Origin of the sequence: Paenibacillus sp. FSL L8-0644 (assembly GCF_038008165.1) — a bacterium.
GTDB lineage: Bacteria > Bacillota > Bacilli > Paenibacillales > Paenibacillaceae > Paenibacillus > Paenibacillus polymyxa_D.
Genome location: NZ_JBBOYN010000001.1, coordinates 1,706,059 through 1,720,327, shown reverse-complemented (window position 1 = coordinate 1,720,327; position 14,269 = coordinate 1,706,059). Strand labels below are relative to the sequence as shown.

The following is a 14,269-nucleotide window of genomic DNA, read 5'->3' as shown; positions in this document are numbered from 1 at the left end:
AAAGGGTAGAAAAGGAGGCCCGTTTATGATTCGAAAACGCAGCTCTCAAGATGACAACATCATCTTTCGTCTAATCGAGCAAGAGCTTGTCCCCCTATCACATTTAAGCGCCCAGGAAATGGAACAAATACGCAAAGAATTACCCCGGCGCTTAAACCGGGGCATCACTTTTGTAGCTTGCAGACCGGATAATGCACAGGTTGTTGGCTTCATTCATGTTATGCTGCATGGCGAACTATTATACATTGATTTGATCGCAATCTCTTCGGCTCATCAAGGTATGCGATACGGAAAAAAACTGCTTGAGCATGCCGAACACTACGGACGACTGCGTCGCTGCAAGCGGGCTAAAGTGATGGTGGATGAAGACAATATCAGGGGGATCCACTTTTATCTGCGTCATCAATATCAAATGCTGCGATACGTAGCTTTGAGCCGATGCCACGAACTCGAAAAGTTACTGTAAAAAGTATCTTTTCGGGCTCAGGATTTTGTATGACTAAAATAAATTAGGGTAATACGGATATCCTACCCCGGGGTATCCCCCGTCTGTATACGGGCCTGGTTGCGGACCATATCCTGGTCCTCCATAGCCCGGACCGTAGCCACCATATCCCCCACCATAGGCACCAATGTATGGAGCTGTGCCGATGGCAAGCAAGTCAAACAGCACCAGAGGAATAATTGCCTTCGTGTTCACTTTTTTCTTGCGGTTTGGTTGAAGAACCAGTCGGTTACCCGAAATGCGAATCAGCTTGCCGCTGACCTGGGAACCATCCTTGCGAGTAGCAAAGATGACTTTGCCGACAAGCTTCTCCACCTGCTTTCTGGTTACTGCCTGTTTCATCGTATTTCCTCCTTCTTCTCAACGGATGGACAGATTGAACGGCTCCTTGATAGCTCATCACCACCACAAAATAGACCGGAGCTGACAGGGGCCGAGCGTCCCGTCCAATCTGCATAGCACAGTCTATTCCATTCATGCCAGTAGCGTATGTTTAAATGCCTGCACAATATAAAAAAATCTGATACCTGCATATGCAGATACCAGATTTTTTATAGACCCATGTACATTTTGCAAAACATACAGCATCAGTTGTTTATAAGTTTAACGCTTGCTTGGATCATAAAGTTGACCCAAAGCGGCCGGAGCGCGTGAACGTCCGACAGCCGCTACCAGTACAATAATCGTCAGGAGATACGGCAACATAAAAATAATTTCCTGGGGAATACTTTGTGACCATGCGAACAGCTGCACATAGTTGCGAATGGCTTGTGAAAAACCAAAAAACACTGCTGCGCCAAAAGCACCGAGCGGATTCCATTTACCGAAAATCATAGCGGCAATAGCAATATATCCCTGCCCCGAAACTGTATTGTGTGAGAACATGTTGGTTGTAGTCAGAGTGATTGTAGCTCCACCAATCCCAGCCAACGCCCCACTAATCATCACACCAATATAACGAAGACGATTTACTTTAATTCCCACGGTATCGGCCGCTCCTGGATGCTCCCCAACGGAACGCAAACGCAAGCCAAACGGTGTTTTATACAAGGTGAAATATCCAATAATAACCAATAGAATAGCTAGATATGTCGTTGGGTAAGCTTGGAAAAAGGCTTTTCCTGCAATCGGGATATCCACAAGGTAAGGGATGGATATTTCGTTGAAACCCTGAATCCGACCGGTGTCACCATCACCCTCAAATAAAAGCTTGACCATATACAGTGTACTACCTGCTGCCAGAAAATTAATAACTATACCACTTATTACCTGATCAGCTTTAAAGGTAATAGAGGCTACAGCATGAATTAGCGAAACCAGAATACCGAACACCGCAGCTGACAGCACACCTACCCAAGCCGCAGAGGTGCCTCCTAGTCCAGCTTGCTCGGCATAAAATCCGCCAACACCCGCTGCAAACGCTCCAAATACCATAAGTCCTTCCAATCCGAGGTTCGTCACACCGGATTTTTCTGAAAAAACCCCGCCGAGAGACGCAAAAATAATCGCCGTCGCAAAAACGAGCGTTGTATGGATTAATTCACCAAGTGTTAACCAACTCATTTTACAACACCTTCTCTTTCTTCCGCTTGGAGTAGAGCGGCTTCACAACCCAACGTACAATACCTTGGGCCGCAATGAAGAAAATAATCGAGCCAATGACAACCCGGATAATTTCGGGCGGTACATCTGCGCTAAAGCTCATCCCCGCAGAACCATACGTAAGCGTTCCGAACAAAACAGAACCGAGCAGCACACCAAATGGGTTATTCATCCCAATCAGAGCTACGGCGATACCGTCAAAACCGGTTCCTGGTGATCCTGCCATGACAGATTGGTAATGGAATACTCCCAGCACTTCAAAGGCCCCTGCTAATCCGGCAAAAACTCCACTAATGAACATCGCTTTTATAATATTACGATTTACATTCATACCTGCATAACGGGATGCATCCTGATTAAATCCGACAGCCCGCAGCTCATAGCCCTGCTTTGTTTTCCACATAAAAATGTAGAAAAAGACTGCTGCCAGCACAGCAATAACCGTACCCCAATGTACCCGAGCATTCCCCATCATCTGGGACAGCCATTCGATGGAAATTGAAGCAGAAGGCTGAATATCCACAGAACGATTCTCACCTTCCATAAGTGCGAACTGATTGATCACCAAATTAGCCAAATACAGGCCGATCCAGTTCATCATAATACATGTAATAACTTCATTCACGCCTCGTTTGGCCTTCAAATAGCCAGCAATCGCAGCCCACAGGCCTCCGAAAACTGCGCCTGCAATCACAGCCAAAGGTGCATGAATGATAGCTGGCAACCCATGGAGTTTAATGCCCACAATCGAAGCAGCTGTCATACCTACCAGAAACTGACCTTCGCCACCAATATTAAACAATCCGGCGCGGGCCGCAAAAGCAAATGCCAACCCCGTCAAAATCAGCGGAGTCATCTCGCGGATAGCCTCTCCAAAGTTATAAGAATCTCCGTATACACGGCTAAACAAAGCAGAATAGGCCACAATAGGGTCATACCCGCCAATCAGCATCACGATAGCACCCAGAAGGAGACCCAAAATAATAGAGACCAGCGCCAGTACAAAGGAGTCTTTTGTGAATATTTTCAATAGATTAGCCATTCTCTACTCCTTTCTTCACTGCACTTCCTGCCATCATCAGCCCCAGTTCCTGGTCATTCGTTTCTTCTGGCAGCACTTCCCCGACAATCTTGCCCTCATATATGACAGCAATTCGGTCGGATACATTCATAATCTCGTCCAGTTCAAAAGATATGAGCAACACAGCTTTACCTTGGTCCCTCTGCGCAATCAGTTGTTTCTGGACAAATTCAATAGCTCCAACATCCAGACCGCGTGTAGGCTGTGCTGCAATGAGAAGGTCCGGATTTTTATCAATTTCACGTGCAATGATAGCCTTCTGCTGGTTCCCACCAGATAATGCTCTTGCCTTCGTGTGAATATCCGGTGTTCTAACATCAAACTTTTCGATGAGACTTTTAGCCTGTTTCTCTATAGCATCTTTGTTCAAGAAGCCATTTTTACTGTAAGGCGCCTGGTAATACGTCTCCAGCACCATATTTTCACTCATAGAAAAATCCAGCACCAACCCATGCTTATGACGGTCCTCTGGTATATGTGAAACGCCTGCCTCTGAAATTTTGCGTGGTGACTGATTGGCCACCTCTTGTCCGAGCAAACGAATGCTCCCGCCATCCACCTTGCGTAAGCCTGTCAAAGCTTCGATCAGCTCACTCTGTCCATTACCATCTACTCCGGCAATCCCCAAAATCTCGCCCGCCTTGACCTGCAGGTTCAACTCATTTAGAACATGAATACCATCCTTGTTTTTAGAAATTACATTGTTCATTTCCAATACCGTTTGTCCTGGTTGCGCAAGCTGCTTGTCCACTTTAAAGGACACACGACGGCCCACCATTTTCTCAGCCAGCTCATTTGGTGTTGTTTCAGACGTCTTGACCGTATCAATAACCTGACCTCGGCGAATGATCGTAACGGTATCCGCAATTTGCATGATTTCTTTAAGTTTATGAGTAATAAGAATAATTGATTTGCCTTCAGCCACCAAACGTTTCATAATATCCAGCAACTCAGTGATCTCCTGTGGTGTCAGTACAGCTGTAGGCTCATCGAAAATCAGAATATCTGCACCGCGATAAAGCGTTTTAATAATTTCTACACGTTGCTGCATACCCACAGATATATCCTCAATTTTGGCATTCGGATTCACCTGAAGGCCGTACTGCTCAGACAACCGCTGTACTTCTGCGGCAGCCTTTTTATAATTGATTTTCAGACCCTTACGTGGCTCCGAGCCCAGGACAATATTTTCGGTAACGGTAAACGGCTGTACGAGTTTAAAATGCTGATGCACCATGCCAATCCCCAGATCAATCGCCTTATTTGGACTATCAATCTGTACAGGTTTACCTCCGATTTCAATGGTCCCTTCATCCGGCTGATACAGTCCGAAAAGAATATTCATAAGCGTAGATTTACCCGCGCCATTCTCACCCAAAAGGGCATGAATTTCTCCCTTATGCAGCTTGATGCTGATGGAGTCGTTGGCAACGATGCCGGGGAATCGTTTTGTAATTTGCTTTAACTCAACGACGGGGGTCGCTGCATCCATGAGATCACCCTTATACACTTTATAGTATGTGCTCCAATGAGCTGATTTTGCCCGTTATAATCCATATAACTCCAGACGTAAGAACAAGGCTAGTCTTATGAACCAGCCTTGTCGCCACCTCTATATTCTTCAATCCAAAACTTATTTCGAAGGAACTGTAATTTCGCCCTTAATAATTTTTTGCTTGTATTGTTCTACAATATCAAGCACGTCTTTAGGTACGTTTTTCGTTGAAGTGTCTGCCAAACCAATGCCATTATCCTTCAGAGCCAGTGTTTCGACACCGCCCTTAAATTTACCGTCAATTACTTCTTTAGATACGCGTTTTACAGCTTCATCTACACGTTTTACCATCGAAGTCAATGTTACGTCGTCACCAAATTCAAGCGATTGGTCTTTATCCACACCAATAACCCATACTTGCTGACCTTGTTGCTTACGTGCGAGTGCTTCGTTAAATACACCTGTACCAGATCCGCCAGCTGCATGGAAAATAATATCTGCACCGCTGTTATAGATCGTCGCAGCCGCTGCTTTACCCAGATCCGGCTTATCAAATGCACCTGTGTAGTTAACTTCCAATTTTGCATTTGGATTTACAGCTTTAATTCCTGCTTCGAATCCTTTTTCAAAACGTTTGATCAACGGGCTATCTTGTCCACCCACAAAACCAATTTTGTTTGTTTTGGTAAGCTTACCAGCTACAACCCCCACCAAGAAGGAACCTTCATTTTCAGCAAAAACAACCGATTTTACGTTAGGCGCATCCACGACACTGTCAATGATCGCCAAATTCTTGCTCGGGTTGTCTTTCGCTACTTGTCCAATCGCATTCGCCAGATTAAAACCGATTCCCCAAGTCAGGTTAAAATCACCCTTAACAAATTGGTTCAGGTTAGGAATATAATCTTGATCAGATTTACTTTGCAGGTATTTAACTTTAACGCCTGATTCTTTCTCAGTGGCTTGTAGTGCCTCCCAAGCAGATTGGTTAAACGATTTGTCGTTTACTCCACCCACATCTGTAACCATGCCGATTTGGACATTCGATGTTTTGGCAGAACCACCTGTGTCTCCACCATTTGCGTTGGACGCACCTTGATTTTTGTTACCGCAGCCTGCGAGAATGACCGAGATCGCCAGCAGCATAACCAAAGACATACTGAACATTTTCTTCATGCTGATACTGTTCCCCCTTAGTGTTAGATCCCTGGACTGTCTCTTTTCTTTGAACATGTACATGCTCATGCATGTCATTTACTGACGAGACAGATCGTACAGAAGACTTACTTTAGAGATTATACAATTATGATCGGCTAAAATCTAGACAATTAATAACCTTGGGTCAATTTTTTTTAAAACCTCAACAATGTAAGCGCTACAATCTTAAAAAAAACATACATTCTTCCATCCTACGTCATATTTATTCGTATTTTGGAGAAAACAAAGTCTTTTCCGTACCATTGAGTATGTACAAAAAAAGGCATCCCTACACAGCGTACTGCTTGGGATACCTCTTTACCACTTTCGTGGTTTCCACGCCTTCATTATGAATAATTAAGCGTTGATTTTGCCTTTAGCAACAGTTGCCAAAGAGTTGAATGCATTAATATCATTGACTGCAAGATCAGCCAAGATTTTGCGGTTAATGTCCACACCAGCCAATTTCAGGCCGTGCATCAATTTGCTGTAAGACAAACCGTTCAAACGAGCTGCTGCGTTGATACGCACGATCCACAGTCTGCGGAAGTTACGTTTCGTCTGACGACGGTCACGGTATGCGTAAACAAGCGATTTCATTACCTGCTCGTTAGCTGTTTTAAAAATGCGGTGTTTGGAACCAAAATAACCTTTAGCAAGCTTCAATACTTTTTTATGACGACGACGAACGACGAATCCGCCCTTTACTCTTGCCATATCAAATGACCTCCCAAATAATGTTTATACTTCATTCATTGCCGTGCTGTGCTATTTCAGGTTAGCAAGACCTTGTTTCAGACGCTTAACGTCCCCAGGTGCCATCTCAGGGTTAGTACCCAGAACGCGTTTTGCACGTTTGGATTTGTGGGAAAGCAAGTGGTTTTTGTAAGCTTTGTAACGCATTACTTTACCAGTACCGGTAATTTTGAAGCGGCCTTTAAGGCTGCTATGTGTTTTCATTTTAGGCATTGAACTTCCTCCTTAATTTGTCATTGACTCTTTGGAGCCAATATCATAATCATGCTGCGTCCTTCGAGCTTGGGTTGGCGCTCCACGGTACAAAGATCAGCAACTTCCAATTTCACACGTTCGAGAATTTTTTGACCCACGTTAGCATGAGTAATTTCACGACCGCGGAAACGAACGGAGCATTTCACCTTGTCCCCTTCATTCAGGAACTTCACCACATTGCGAAACTTGGTTTGGTAGTCATGTTCCTCGATGTTGGAACGGAACCATACCTCTTTGATGTCAACGATCTTCTGGTTTTTACGGGCTTCCTTTTCTTTCTTCTGTTGCTCATAGCGGAATTTTCCGTAATCCATAATCCGACACACGGGCGGCTTCGCTTGAGGCGCCACGTTCACGAGATCCAAGTTTGCGTCAATCGCCATTTGCAAAGCTTCACGCGTCGGTTTAATCCCGATTTGTTCACCGTTCGCACCAACTAGACGTACTTCTCTCACTCGAATCTCATCATTGATCATATGTTCCTTACTAATAACCCTCCACCTCCAGAACCTGTTATTGTTGTATTGTGTTTAAGCACAAAAAAGGGATGACGACTACACAGCCGACATCCCTGTCTGATACTCAATTCATCATGAAAGTTCAATTCACAAATCATTGGATCATGACCAGCCGGCAATACCGGGCAGGTGAGAAGTCGGACCTTCTACTTGTTAATCCATACTTTTCAATTAACACACTCAAATATCTTATCACGGTGCAATCGAGGTGTCAACACTTTAATAAAAATTGATGACACCGATCTCTAGTCCTATTCCACCGTCTAATTATCCTTGCTTGCTCTGAACCTCTTCTAGGCGAACGACACGCGTATGCTGGGTATGGCTCCATTGCTTGTTGTTTTGTGTGAAGAACGCATAGACCGTAATTGGATACCACGATATCGCATAGACCGGGAACAGCAATAAGTACAGATATACTTTTTTGAATGTGACCTTTTCCAAAATCATTGCGAGCACAAAAGTAGCAACATTCAAACCAATAGCTATAACACCGGTCCAAGCTGGTAACTGTACATAGATGTTCTCGATATTAGGTCCACCAAAGAAGGCGATATCTATCCACATAGCTACTGTCATCAAGAAGGTGAGCAGTACGATATACACGTTCAGACCATAAAGAGCCATATCGAATTTAATCAGGCTTCTATGCTTGATACTTTGCCACAGCAACGGGAAGAAATAACGACGAGCAACCGTGAAATGACCTTGCATCCAGCGCAGACGCTGTCTGGAGGAGGCTTTGAACGTCAACGGCTTTTCATCATATACCTTGGCATCGTAATTAAATCTTGGATATACGTTGCACTGCGTGCAGCGCATGGTGAATTCCAAATCCTCTACGAGACTTGTCGCACCCCAGCCCATTTCCTTAAGCAGATTTGTTTCAAAGCACATGCCTGTACCACCGAGGAAATTAGCCATGTTCAGATTGTGACGTGACAGCTGCCACAAACGGTTGATGTACCAATAAGATACCCCGTATGCCGCTGTAATCCAAGAATCCTCAGGATTCTTAGTATCAATGTACCCCTGGATAACACGGGCACCTGTACACAGATCATTGTTCATTTCACTCAAGAAATTGGTATGCGCCAAATTGTCAGCATCAAACATGACGATGGCATCATATTGGCGTGGCATAGCCCATAATTCCTTGAGCATCCACTCAATAGCGTAGCCTTTACCACGCAGATTCGGATTCGTACGTTCACAAGCATTCATGCCGTGAGCGCGAACGATGTCCGCAGTCTTATCTGTGCAGTTATCACAGATTACGAACACATCGTAAAGTTCCTTCGGATAATCAAGTTGCTTCAAATTTTCCATCAATGCTCCGACAACCTGTTCTTCATTGTGGGCAGCGACTAAAATGGCAAATGATTTTTCTGGAGCCGCGTGCTCTTTCCTTTTCTTCCGAACCAATCCGAACAAGGAGAATGCAAACTGATAGACTGCGATCACCGCCAGTATGACCTGGAGCGTCACAAAAATAGCGTCTAACATGATCTCTTGTTACCCCCTTTTTATACCCCTTAAAATCTTGCGTTTGTTTGTTTTCTATCTGTGTAGCGCAAGTTGCGGCGCTTTTCGCGCCTTTTCTGTAGTTTTTGACCCGACCCTTGCTTTCTTCATTGGCTGTGCGCAGCCTCCTTTTGGCTGACACAGGAACGCCATTACGATTTTCGTTGGTTTTCAATCTTTTGTCAAAGCCCTTAAACCGGTCTCAGCAGCAAAAAAACACAACAAACTCCCGTTTAAACCGGGAATGCAGCGCTGGACTTCTCATTCATGACGTTTAGGTCTTATTTTCATCCATTTGCTAACTTTTTATTTCTTTGGTCCCTCCTTTTTGTGGGCCAATTAGCAACCACTTCTAAACACTCTATCTTATTAGACGGATGAACGCAAAGAAAGTTATACAATACAGCTTATATTCCATTAACATTTTTGTGTAGAATTGAACCAAGTAAGTTATGAATATTTAGTGATTCTTGAAATGAACAGCGTTTAAAAATATGATGAGAGCAAGAGAATAATTACTTATGGTCTGATTATGTCAAAATGACTCAAAATATTTGCCGACTGACCTGAACCGGCAACCGGAGGAAACCAAATGCAACGTCTAGTCGTAAAACTTGTAAGTCTGGAGCAGCAGTTGTTCAAATGGATCAACGGACGCTTACACAACCGTTTTTTGAACTTCTGGCTTTATTATCTCACACATTTAGGCGGGGCTACCTTTACTATAGCCTCCACACTCCTTATTTGGTGGCTCGCTCCGAACCCGTGGAAAGATTCCGGTATGAAGGGAGCCATCGCTCTTGGGGTCAGTCACATCCCCGTAGCTATCGTTAAAAAGCTGTACCCGCGGATTCGCCCGTATTTAGCGCTACCAGGTACAAATACATTCCGCAACCCCTTGTCGGACCATTCTTTTCCCTCAGGGCACACGACCGCTATTTTTTCAGCTACCGTGCCTTTTATGCTACAGTCACCGATGCTAACACTGCTGCTGTTGCCTGTAGCGACAATTGTAGGTTTTTCTCGGATTTATCTAGGTCTCCACTACCCAACGGATGTACTTGCAGGAGCGGTGATCGGAACGTCTGCAGCAATAGGAACGGTTGCATTCTGGCCTTAAAGCCGATATGGTATGATTGAGAACATCCCAGCAGGAACAGGTGAAATGAGAGTGGCTAAAAAACGAGTGTTATTATTATCGGAAGGTTTCGGTGCCGGACATACTCAAGCTGCCTACGCGCTCTCAAGCAGTTTGCGGAAGCTTTCTCCGAATGTGCAGACAAGAGTGCTGGAGCTGGGGAGTTTTTTGAATCCAAGAATGGCCCCCCTTATTATTACAGCATACAAGAAGACTGTCGTATCGCAGCCTCGCCTAGTCGGATTGGTTTACCGTCATCAGTACAAAAAATCATTAAACCGTCTTACAACGCTCGCTTTGCACCGTCTGTTCTACACGCAGACCCGAAACATTCTCCGGCAGCTTCGTCCCGATTTGGTGGTATGTACTCATCCCATCCCAAGCGCGGTAATTTCACGTTTGAAGCGCTTAGGTTTACATGTTCCGCTTTGTACTGTTATTACAGACTACGATGCACATGGAACATGGATTAGTCCCGAGGTTGACCGGTACTTTGTATCTACGCCTGAAGTCATGCGTAAGCTGCGAGCACGCGGAGTACCCGTCTCGAAAATCCAGGTGACCGGTATTCCCGTTCATCCAAATTTTTGGGAACATCCTGGGCACGATGAAATTAGAGAACAATTTGGACTTAAACCCATCCCGACCGTACTCGTTATGGGTGGCGGCTGGGGCCTTATGAATGACGAAGTTATACATCGTTCGCTTACTCAGTGGAGAGAGAACATTCAATTTATTTTTTGTTTGGGGCATAATGATAAAATTCGTCGTAAAATGCAATTAGATCCCAGGTTTAATCATCCAAATATTCATATCTTCGGATTTACACGGGAAATCGACAAATTAATGGAGGTATCGAATCTGCTCATCACCAAACCCGGCGGAATGACATGCACCGAGGGATTGGCTAAAGGGATTCCGATGCTGTTTCACAAACCTCTCCCTGGACAGGAGGAGGAAAATTGTCAATACTTTACGGCTCAAGGCTACGGAGAACCGATTACTTCGCTGGATGTTGTCGTGAAATGGATGAACCGACTGCTACACGATTTTCCAGAAATCGTCCGTAAACGACAGGAGCACGTCCACAATGTAGCGCGATATTATCCTCTTCAGAGCGCACAGAGTATTTTGGATATACTGGAACCGAACAGGGTGCTTTCCTAAAAGGAAGCACCCTGTCTTATTTTATCCATTTGATCTTTTTTTTATTTCCCGTACTTTTCAAGGCGTGTTTTTCCGTACTCTTCCAAAGCATCTTGGCCGATCAGCACTTCGACTCGATGAATATTCATACCCTTGCCCATGAACTTTTGTTCATATTCCGTCATGACATGCTCCTCGTTGATCCCCTCACGATGAAGGTTTAACGAAATATTCGTCATTTGTAAACCGCTATCGGCAAACGAATTCAAAGAAAACTCAAATAGTGTCTCCGAATCAGTCTTAAAATGAATTTGTCCTTTGCTGTTCAAAAGCTGACGGTACTTGTCCAAAAAACGCGGATGCGTCAAACGACGACGTGCATGCTTGGCTTTAGGCCAAGGATCACTAAAATTTAGATAAATGCGTTCAATTTCTCCTGGTTCAAAAACATTCTCGATCTGTTCAATGTTTGCCAGTGCCAATTTAATATTAGGCGGCGTATCAACCTCTGAATTACTCCAGGCCAGACGGGACTTTTCTGTTGCACGGCGAACCAGCTCATCATACATATCAAAGCCAATATAGTTAACCTCTGGATTCCGGAAGCTCATTTGGCTTATAAATTGCCCTTTACCCATACCGAACTCTACATGAATGGGACGATCATTACCAAAAAGCTGTTGCCATTTCCCCTTATACTGTGCCGGCTCCAAGATGACTAGATCCTGCTGTTCTTCCAGACTTTCCCGTATTCCTTTTCTTCCGCGTAAACGCATGTTACTCCTCCATATACTCTGTTATCAAGGAAAAAGGAATTTCACCCCCGCTTGAAGATACGGAAATGAAATTCCTTTTTCAATATATTTGGATTGGGGTCCAACTAATTTAATTGTTCATAGTCTACCCCATCAGCAGGTGAAAAATCAATTGTCTTTTGGCAAGCCGCTCTGATTTTTTGACGTGCGGTCGTTCCAATCTGACGATCCTGCCCAAAACGGACACCAGTCAATGCCAACGCCTCATCAAAGGTTAACTCAACAGTAACTTTATCCATACGCGTCTTATCCTGCGCATTCATAAAAGATCACCTCACGGGTTATTTGTGATGGAACCGACGTGCACTTACCCTAAAACAGGCGTTAGAAACAGCATAGCTGCCTCCCTGAAGAATAATCATTAGCAACGGGATAACTTTTATCTTCAGGATCGAAAACAGTCCTTTTATTGTATGTCTGGTACCGCTTACAATATAACATATTGTGTAACCTTTTTCAATCCGCAACGCCGTGAAATCCGCACATTTTATTGACTTGTTCGGTCAAATGATTCCCAATGAAGACTAATTTTTGTTACAATAGGGTGATCGTAAAAAAAGGAGTACACCCATGAAAACAGATTTATTGCCTGCTCCTCTCCTGTGGGGAGATAAACGGTTCCACACTTGGAATTACGAAATGCGTGAGCAATTTCAAAATAAAGTGTTCAAAGTCATGCTAGATGCGGGTTTTACCTGTCCGAATCGCGATGGCTCCATCGCTAAAGGGGGCTGCACCTTTTGTAGCGCACGCGGATCGGGTGATTTTGCCGGGCGTCGTCGTGATGATCTGGTCACCCAGTTTAATACGATTCGGGATCGACAGCATCTAAAATGGCCAAACGCCAAATATATTGGCTATTTCCAAGCCTACACGAATACGTATGCCCCGGTTGAGGAACTGCGAGAATACTTTGAGGTAATTCTGGAGCAGCCCGGCGTTGTCGGTCTGTCCATCGCTACACGTCCTGATTGCCTGCCTGACGATGTAGTGGATTACCTTGCCGAGCTAAACGAACGCACGTACCTGTGGGTCGAAATGGGTCTGCAAACCGTCCATGAATCGACCTCAGAGCTGATTAACCGCGCTCATGATACTCAATGCTATCTGGAGGCGGTGGAAAAGTTGCGCAAGCGGAATATCCGCGTGTGCGCCCATATTATTTATGGTCTGCCCCAAGAGACGCATGAAATGATGCTTGATACGGGACGTGCAGTAGCGGCTATGGATGTGCAGGGTATCAAAATCCACCTGCTGCATCTCATGCGCAAAACGCCTATGGTCAAGCAGTATGAAGCGGGATTGCTACGCTTTCTGGAAAAGGACGAATACGTGAAGCTGATTGTTGATACGCTGGAGTTTTTACCTCCCGAAATGATTGTTCATCGGTTAACCGGAGATGCCCCACGCGATTTGCTAGTGGGACCCATGTGGTCGCTCAAAAAATGGGAAGTGCTCAATGCCATTGATCATGAACTGAAGTCACGCGAAACGTGGCAGGGAAAATACTGGAGGCAACCTTAAATGGGATTCCTATCCGTCCTGAGCTACGCTCATCAATTGGTGGCTACGCGGGTGCAGCCAGGCGATACTGCTATAGACGCTACCGTCGGTACAGGAGCAGATACGTTATTTCTGGCAAAAGCTGCTGGCAAACGGGGCCGTGTCTATGGCTTTGACATCCAGCAAGAAGCACTGCATTGCGCCCGTCGTCGACTGGAAGAAAACGCTTCACCTTCATTAGCAGAAGTATCGCTACTACTACAAGGTCATGAGCAAATGCGGGAGGCCGTTCCGGACATGCTGCATGGCAAAGTCGCTGCGGTCATGTTTAACCTCGGCTACTTGCCATCCGAAGGCGCCGATCCTACGGTCATCACGCATACGCATAGTACGCTCGTCGCACTGGATGCTGCCTTACAATTGCTGCGACCACGCGGCATTCTGACTGCCGTACTCTATCCAGGGCATGCTGGAGGAAGTGAAGAAGCAGATGCCGTTCTTCAATGGGCTTCTGCTCTCCCGGTCTCCAGCGGTCAAAGCATTATTTATCGTCAATTACAACGAGCCGCTTCACCTTACGTAGTGGCAGTTGAGAAGAAATAATGTCGGATTTTAAACTCAGGTTATGAGCGGCTTTTTTAGCCGCCTTACATATATCATTTTTTTAGCTCGTTTGGGCGCTATTCATCCCAGTTTATTGCCCATCAGCACGTTATTGATTTCCCTATTCTGTT

The 14,269-nt window shown here is 45.0% G+C and carries 16 protein-coding genes; 5 read left to right on the top strand and 11 right to left on the bottom strand.

All coding sequences use genetic code 11. The features are described 5' to 3' along the window. Positions 1 to 25: 25 nt before the first annotated feature. Positions 26 to 466 carry a GNAT family N-acetyltransferase gene (locus tag NSS94_RS07775; RefSeq protein ID WP_029516474.1) on the top strand — a complete coding sequence of 147 codons (441 nt, stop codon included), beginning with the start codon at positions 26 to 28 and terminating at the stop codon, positions 464 to 466. A 33-nt stretch (positions 467 to 499) separates the two neighbouring features. Here NSS94_RS07775 and NSS94_RS07770 read toward each other — a convergent pair whose 3' ends face one another. The 9 genes from NSS94_RS07770 to NSS94_RS07730 form a co-directional block, all read right to left on the bottom strand. Continuing rightward, positions 500 to 847: a hypothetical protein gene (locus tag NSS94_RS07770; protein WP_023987757.1), complete on the bottom strand. Its 348-nt coding sequence runs from the start codon at positions 845 to 847 to the stop codon at positions 500 to 502. Positions 848 to 1,108: 261 nt separating this feature from the next. Continuing rightward, a complete protein-coding gene (locus NSS94_RS07765; RefSeq protein ID WP_010349245.1) occupies positions 1,109 to 2,068 on the bottom strand; it encodes an ABC transporter permease in 960 nt (319 codons plus the stop codon). A gap of 1 nt (position 2,069) precedes the next feature. Continuing rightward, positions 2,070 to 3,149 carry an ABC transporter permease gene (locus NSS94_RS07760; RefSeq protein ID WP_069012850.1) on the bottom strand — a complete coding sequence of 360 codons (1,080 nt, stop codon included), beginning with the start codon at positions 3,147 to 3,149 and terminating at the stop codon, positions 2,070 to 2,072. Beyond that, positions 3,142 to 4,680: an ABC transporter ATP-binding protein gene (locus NSS94_RS07755; protein ID WP_029516472.1), complete on the bottom strand. Its 1,539-nt coding sequence runs from the start codon at positions 4,678 to 4,680 to the stop codon at positions 3,142 to 3,144. The genes NSS94_RS07760 and NSS94_RS07755 overlap by 8 nt, the downstream gene beginning before the upstream one ends. Positions 4,681 to 4,821: 141 nt before the next feature. Then, a complete protein-coding gene (locus NSS94_RS07750; RefSeq protein ID WP_165145041.1) occupies positions 4,822 to 5,859 on the bottom strand; it encodes a BMP family lipoprotein in 1,038 nt (345 codons plus the stop codon). Between the two features lie 378 nt (positions 5,860 to 6,237). Further along, positions 6,238 to 6,597, bottom strand: coding sequence for a 50S ribosomal protein L20 (gene rplT, locus NSS94_RS07745; protein ID WP_007429517.1), 360 nt, complete (start codon positions 6,595 to 6,597; stop codon positions 6,238 to 6,240). Between the two features lie 51 nt (positions 6,598 to 6,648). Then, positions 6,649 to 6,849, bottom strand: coding sequence for a 50S ribosomal protein L35 (gene rpmI / locus NSS94_RS07740; protein WP_013309379.1), 201 nt, complete (start codon positions 6,847 to 6,849; stop codon positions 6,649 to 6,651). Between the two features lie 20 nt (positions 6,850 to 6,869). Continuing rightward, entirely contained in the window at positions 6,870 to 7,367 is a 498-nt protein-coding gene (gene infC, locus NSS94_RS07735; RefSeq protein ID WP_010349250.1) for a translation initiation factor IF-3, read from the bottom strand. 309 nt (positions 7,368 to 7,676) lie between these two features. Further along, the gene (locus NSS94_RS07730; RefSeq protein WP_029516470.1) at positions 7,677 to 8,915 is read right to left on the bottom strand and encodes a glycosyltransferase family 2 protein; all 1,239 of its coding nucleotides are present in this window, start codon (positions 8,913 to 8,915) and stop codon (positions 7,677 to 7,679) included. 610 nt (positions 8,916 to 9,525) lie between these two features. Between NSS94_RS07730 and NSS94_RS07725 the strand changes: the two genes are divergently transcribed. Both NSS94_RS07725 and NSS94_RS07720 read left to right on the top strand, forming a co-directional pair. Next, the gene (locus NSS94_RS07725; RefSeq protein WP_029516469.1) at positions 9,526 to 10,053 is read left to right on the top strand and encodes a phosphatase PAP2 family protein; all 528 of its coding nucleotides are present in this window, start codon (positions 9,526 to 9,528) and stop codon (positions 10,051 to 10,053) included. Positions 10,054 to 10,104: 51 nt separating this feature from the next. Then, positions 10,105 to 11,238, top strand: coding sequence for an MGDG synthase family glycosyltransferase (locus tag NSS94_RS07720; protein WP_029516468.1), 1,134 nt, complete (start codon positions 10,105 to 10,107; stop codon positions 11,236 to 11,238). Positions 11,239 to 11,279: 41 nt separating this feature from the next. On the opposite strand, the gene trmB is transcribed toward NSS94_RS07720, so the two are convergent. Beyond that, positions 11,280 to 11,993, bottom strand: a complete 714-nt coding sequence (gene trmB, locus NSS94_RS07715) for a tRNA (guanosine(46)-N7)-methyltransferase TrmB (protein WP_029516467.1) — start codon at positions 11,991 to 11,993, stop codon at positions 11,280 to 11,282. Between the two features lie 104 nt (positions 11,994 to 12,097). Continuing rightward, positions 12,098 to 12,295, bottom strand: a complete 198-nt coding sequence (locus tag NSS94_RS07710; protein WP_013309373.1) for a hypothetical protein — start codon at positions 12,293 to 12,295, stop codon at positions 12,098 to 12,100. Positions 12,296 to 12,602: 307 nt separating this feature from the next. Between NSS94_RS07710 and NSS94_RS07705 the strand changes: the two genes are divergently transcribed. Together NSS94_RS07705 and NSS94_RS07700 are read left to right on the top strand one after the other, a co-directional pair. After that, positions 12,603 to 13,556, top strand: a complete 954-nt coding sequence (locus NSS94_RS07705) for a TIGR01212 family radical SAM protein (protein ID WP_029516466.1) — start codon at positions 12,603 to 12,605, stop codon at positions 13,554 to 13,556. Further along, complete coding sequence (locus tag NSS94_RS07700) at positions 13,557 to 14,138, top strand: class I SAM-dependent methyltransferase (protein ID WP_029516465.1); 582 nt, start codon at positions 13,557 to 13,559, stop codon at positions 14,136 to 14,138. Positions 14,139 to 14,269: the final 131 nt, after the last annotated feature.

Excerpts from the sequence above, each read along its gene's own strand:
- NSS94_RS07705 (WP_029516466.1), top strand. The coding sequence starts at position 12,603 with ATGAAAACAGATTTATTGCCTGCTCCTCTCCTGTGGGGAGATAAACGG.
- NSS94_RS07730 (WP_029516470.1), bottom strand. The coding sequence starts at position 8,915 with ATGTTAGACGCTATTTTTGTGACGCTCCAGGTCATACTGGCGGTGATC.
- NSS94_RS07775 (WP_029516474.1), top strand. The coding sequence starts at position 26 with ATGATTCGAAAACGCAGCTCTCAAGATGACAACATCATCTTTCGTCTA.
- NSS94_RS07765 (WP_010349245.1), bottom strand. The coding sequence starts at position 2,068 with ATGAGTTGGTTAACACTTGGTGAATTAATCCATACAACGCTCGTTTTT.
- NSS94_RS07725 (WP_029516469.1), top strand. The coding sequence starts at position 9,526 with ATGCAACGTCTAGTCGTAAAACTTGTAAGTCTGGAGCAGCAGTTGTTC.
- trmB (WP_029516467.1), bottom strand. The coding sequence starts at position 11,993 with ATGCGTTTACGCGGAAGAAAAGGAATACGGGAAAGTCTGGAAGAACAG.
- NSS94_RS07755 (WP_029516472.1), bottom strand. The coding sequence starts at position 4,680 with ATGGATGCAGCGACCCCCGTCGTTGAGTTAAAGCAAATTACAAAACGA.
- NSS94_RS07760 (WP_069012850.1), bottom strand. The coding sequence starts at position 3,149 with ATGGCTAATCTATTGAAAATATTCACAAAAGACTCCTTTGTACTGGCG.
- NSS94_RS07700 (WP_029516465.1), top strand. The coding sequence starts at position 13,557 with ATGGGATTCCTATCCGTCCTGAGCTACGCTCATCAATTGGTGGCTACG.
- NSS94_RS07750 (WP_165145041.1), bottom strand. The coding sequence starts at position 5,859 with ATGAAGAAAATGTTCAGTATGTCTTTGGTTATGCTGCTGGCGATCTCG.
- infC (WP_010349250.1), bottom strand. The coding sequence starts at position 7,367 with ATGATCAATGATGAGATTCGAGTGAGAGAAGTACGTCTAGTTGGTGCG.
- rplT (WP_007429517.1), bottom strand. The coding sequence starts at position 6,597 with ATGGCAAGAGTAAAGGGCGGATTCGTCGTTCGTCGTCGTCATAAAAAA.
- NSS94_RS07770 (WP_023987757.1), bottom strand. The coding sequence starts at position 847 with ATGAAACAGGCAGTAACCAGAAAGCAGGTGGAGAAGCTTGTCGGCAAA.
- NSS94_RS07710 (WP_013309373.1), bottom strand. The coding sequence starts at position 12,295 with ATGAATGCGCAGGATAAGACGCGTATGGATAAAGTTACTGTTGAGTTA.
- rpmI (WP_013309379.1), bottom strand. The coding sequence starts at position 6,849 with ATGCCTAAAATGAAAACACATAGCAGCCTTAAAGGCCGCTTCAAAATT.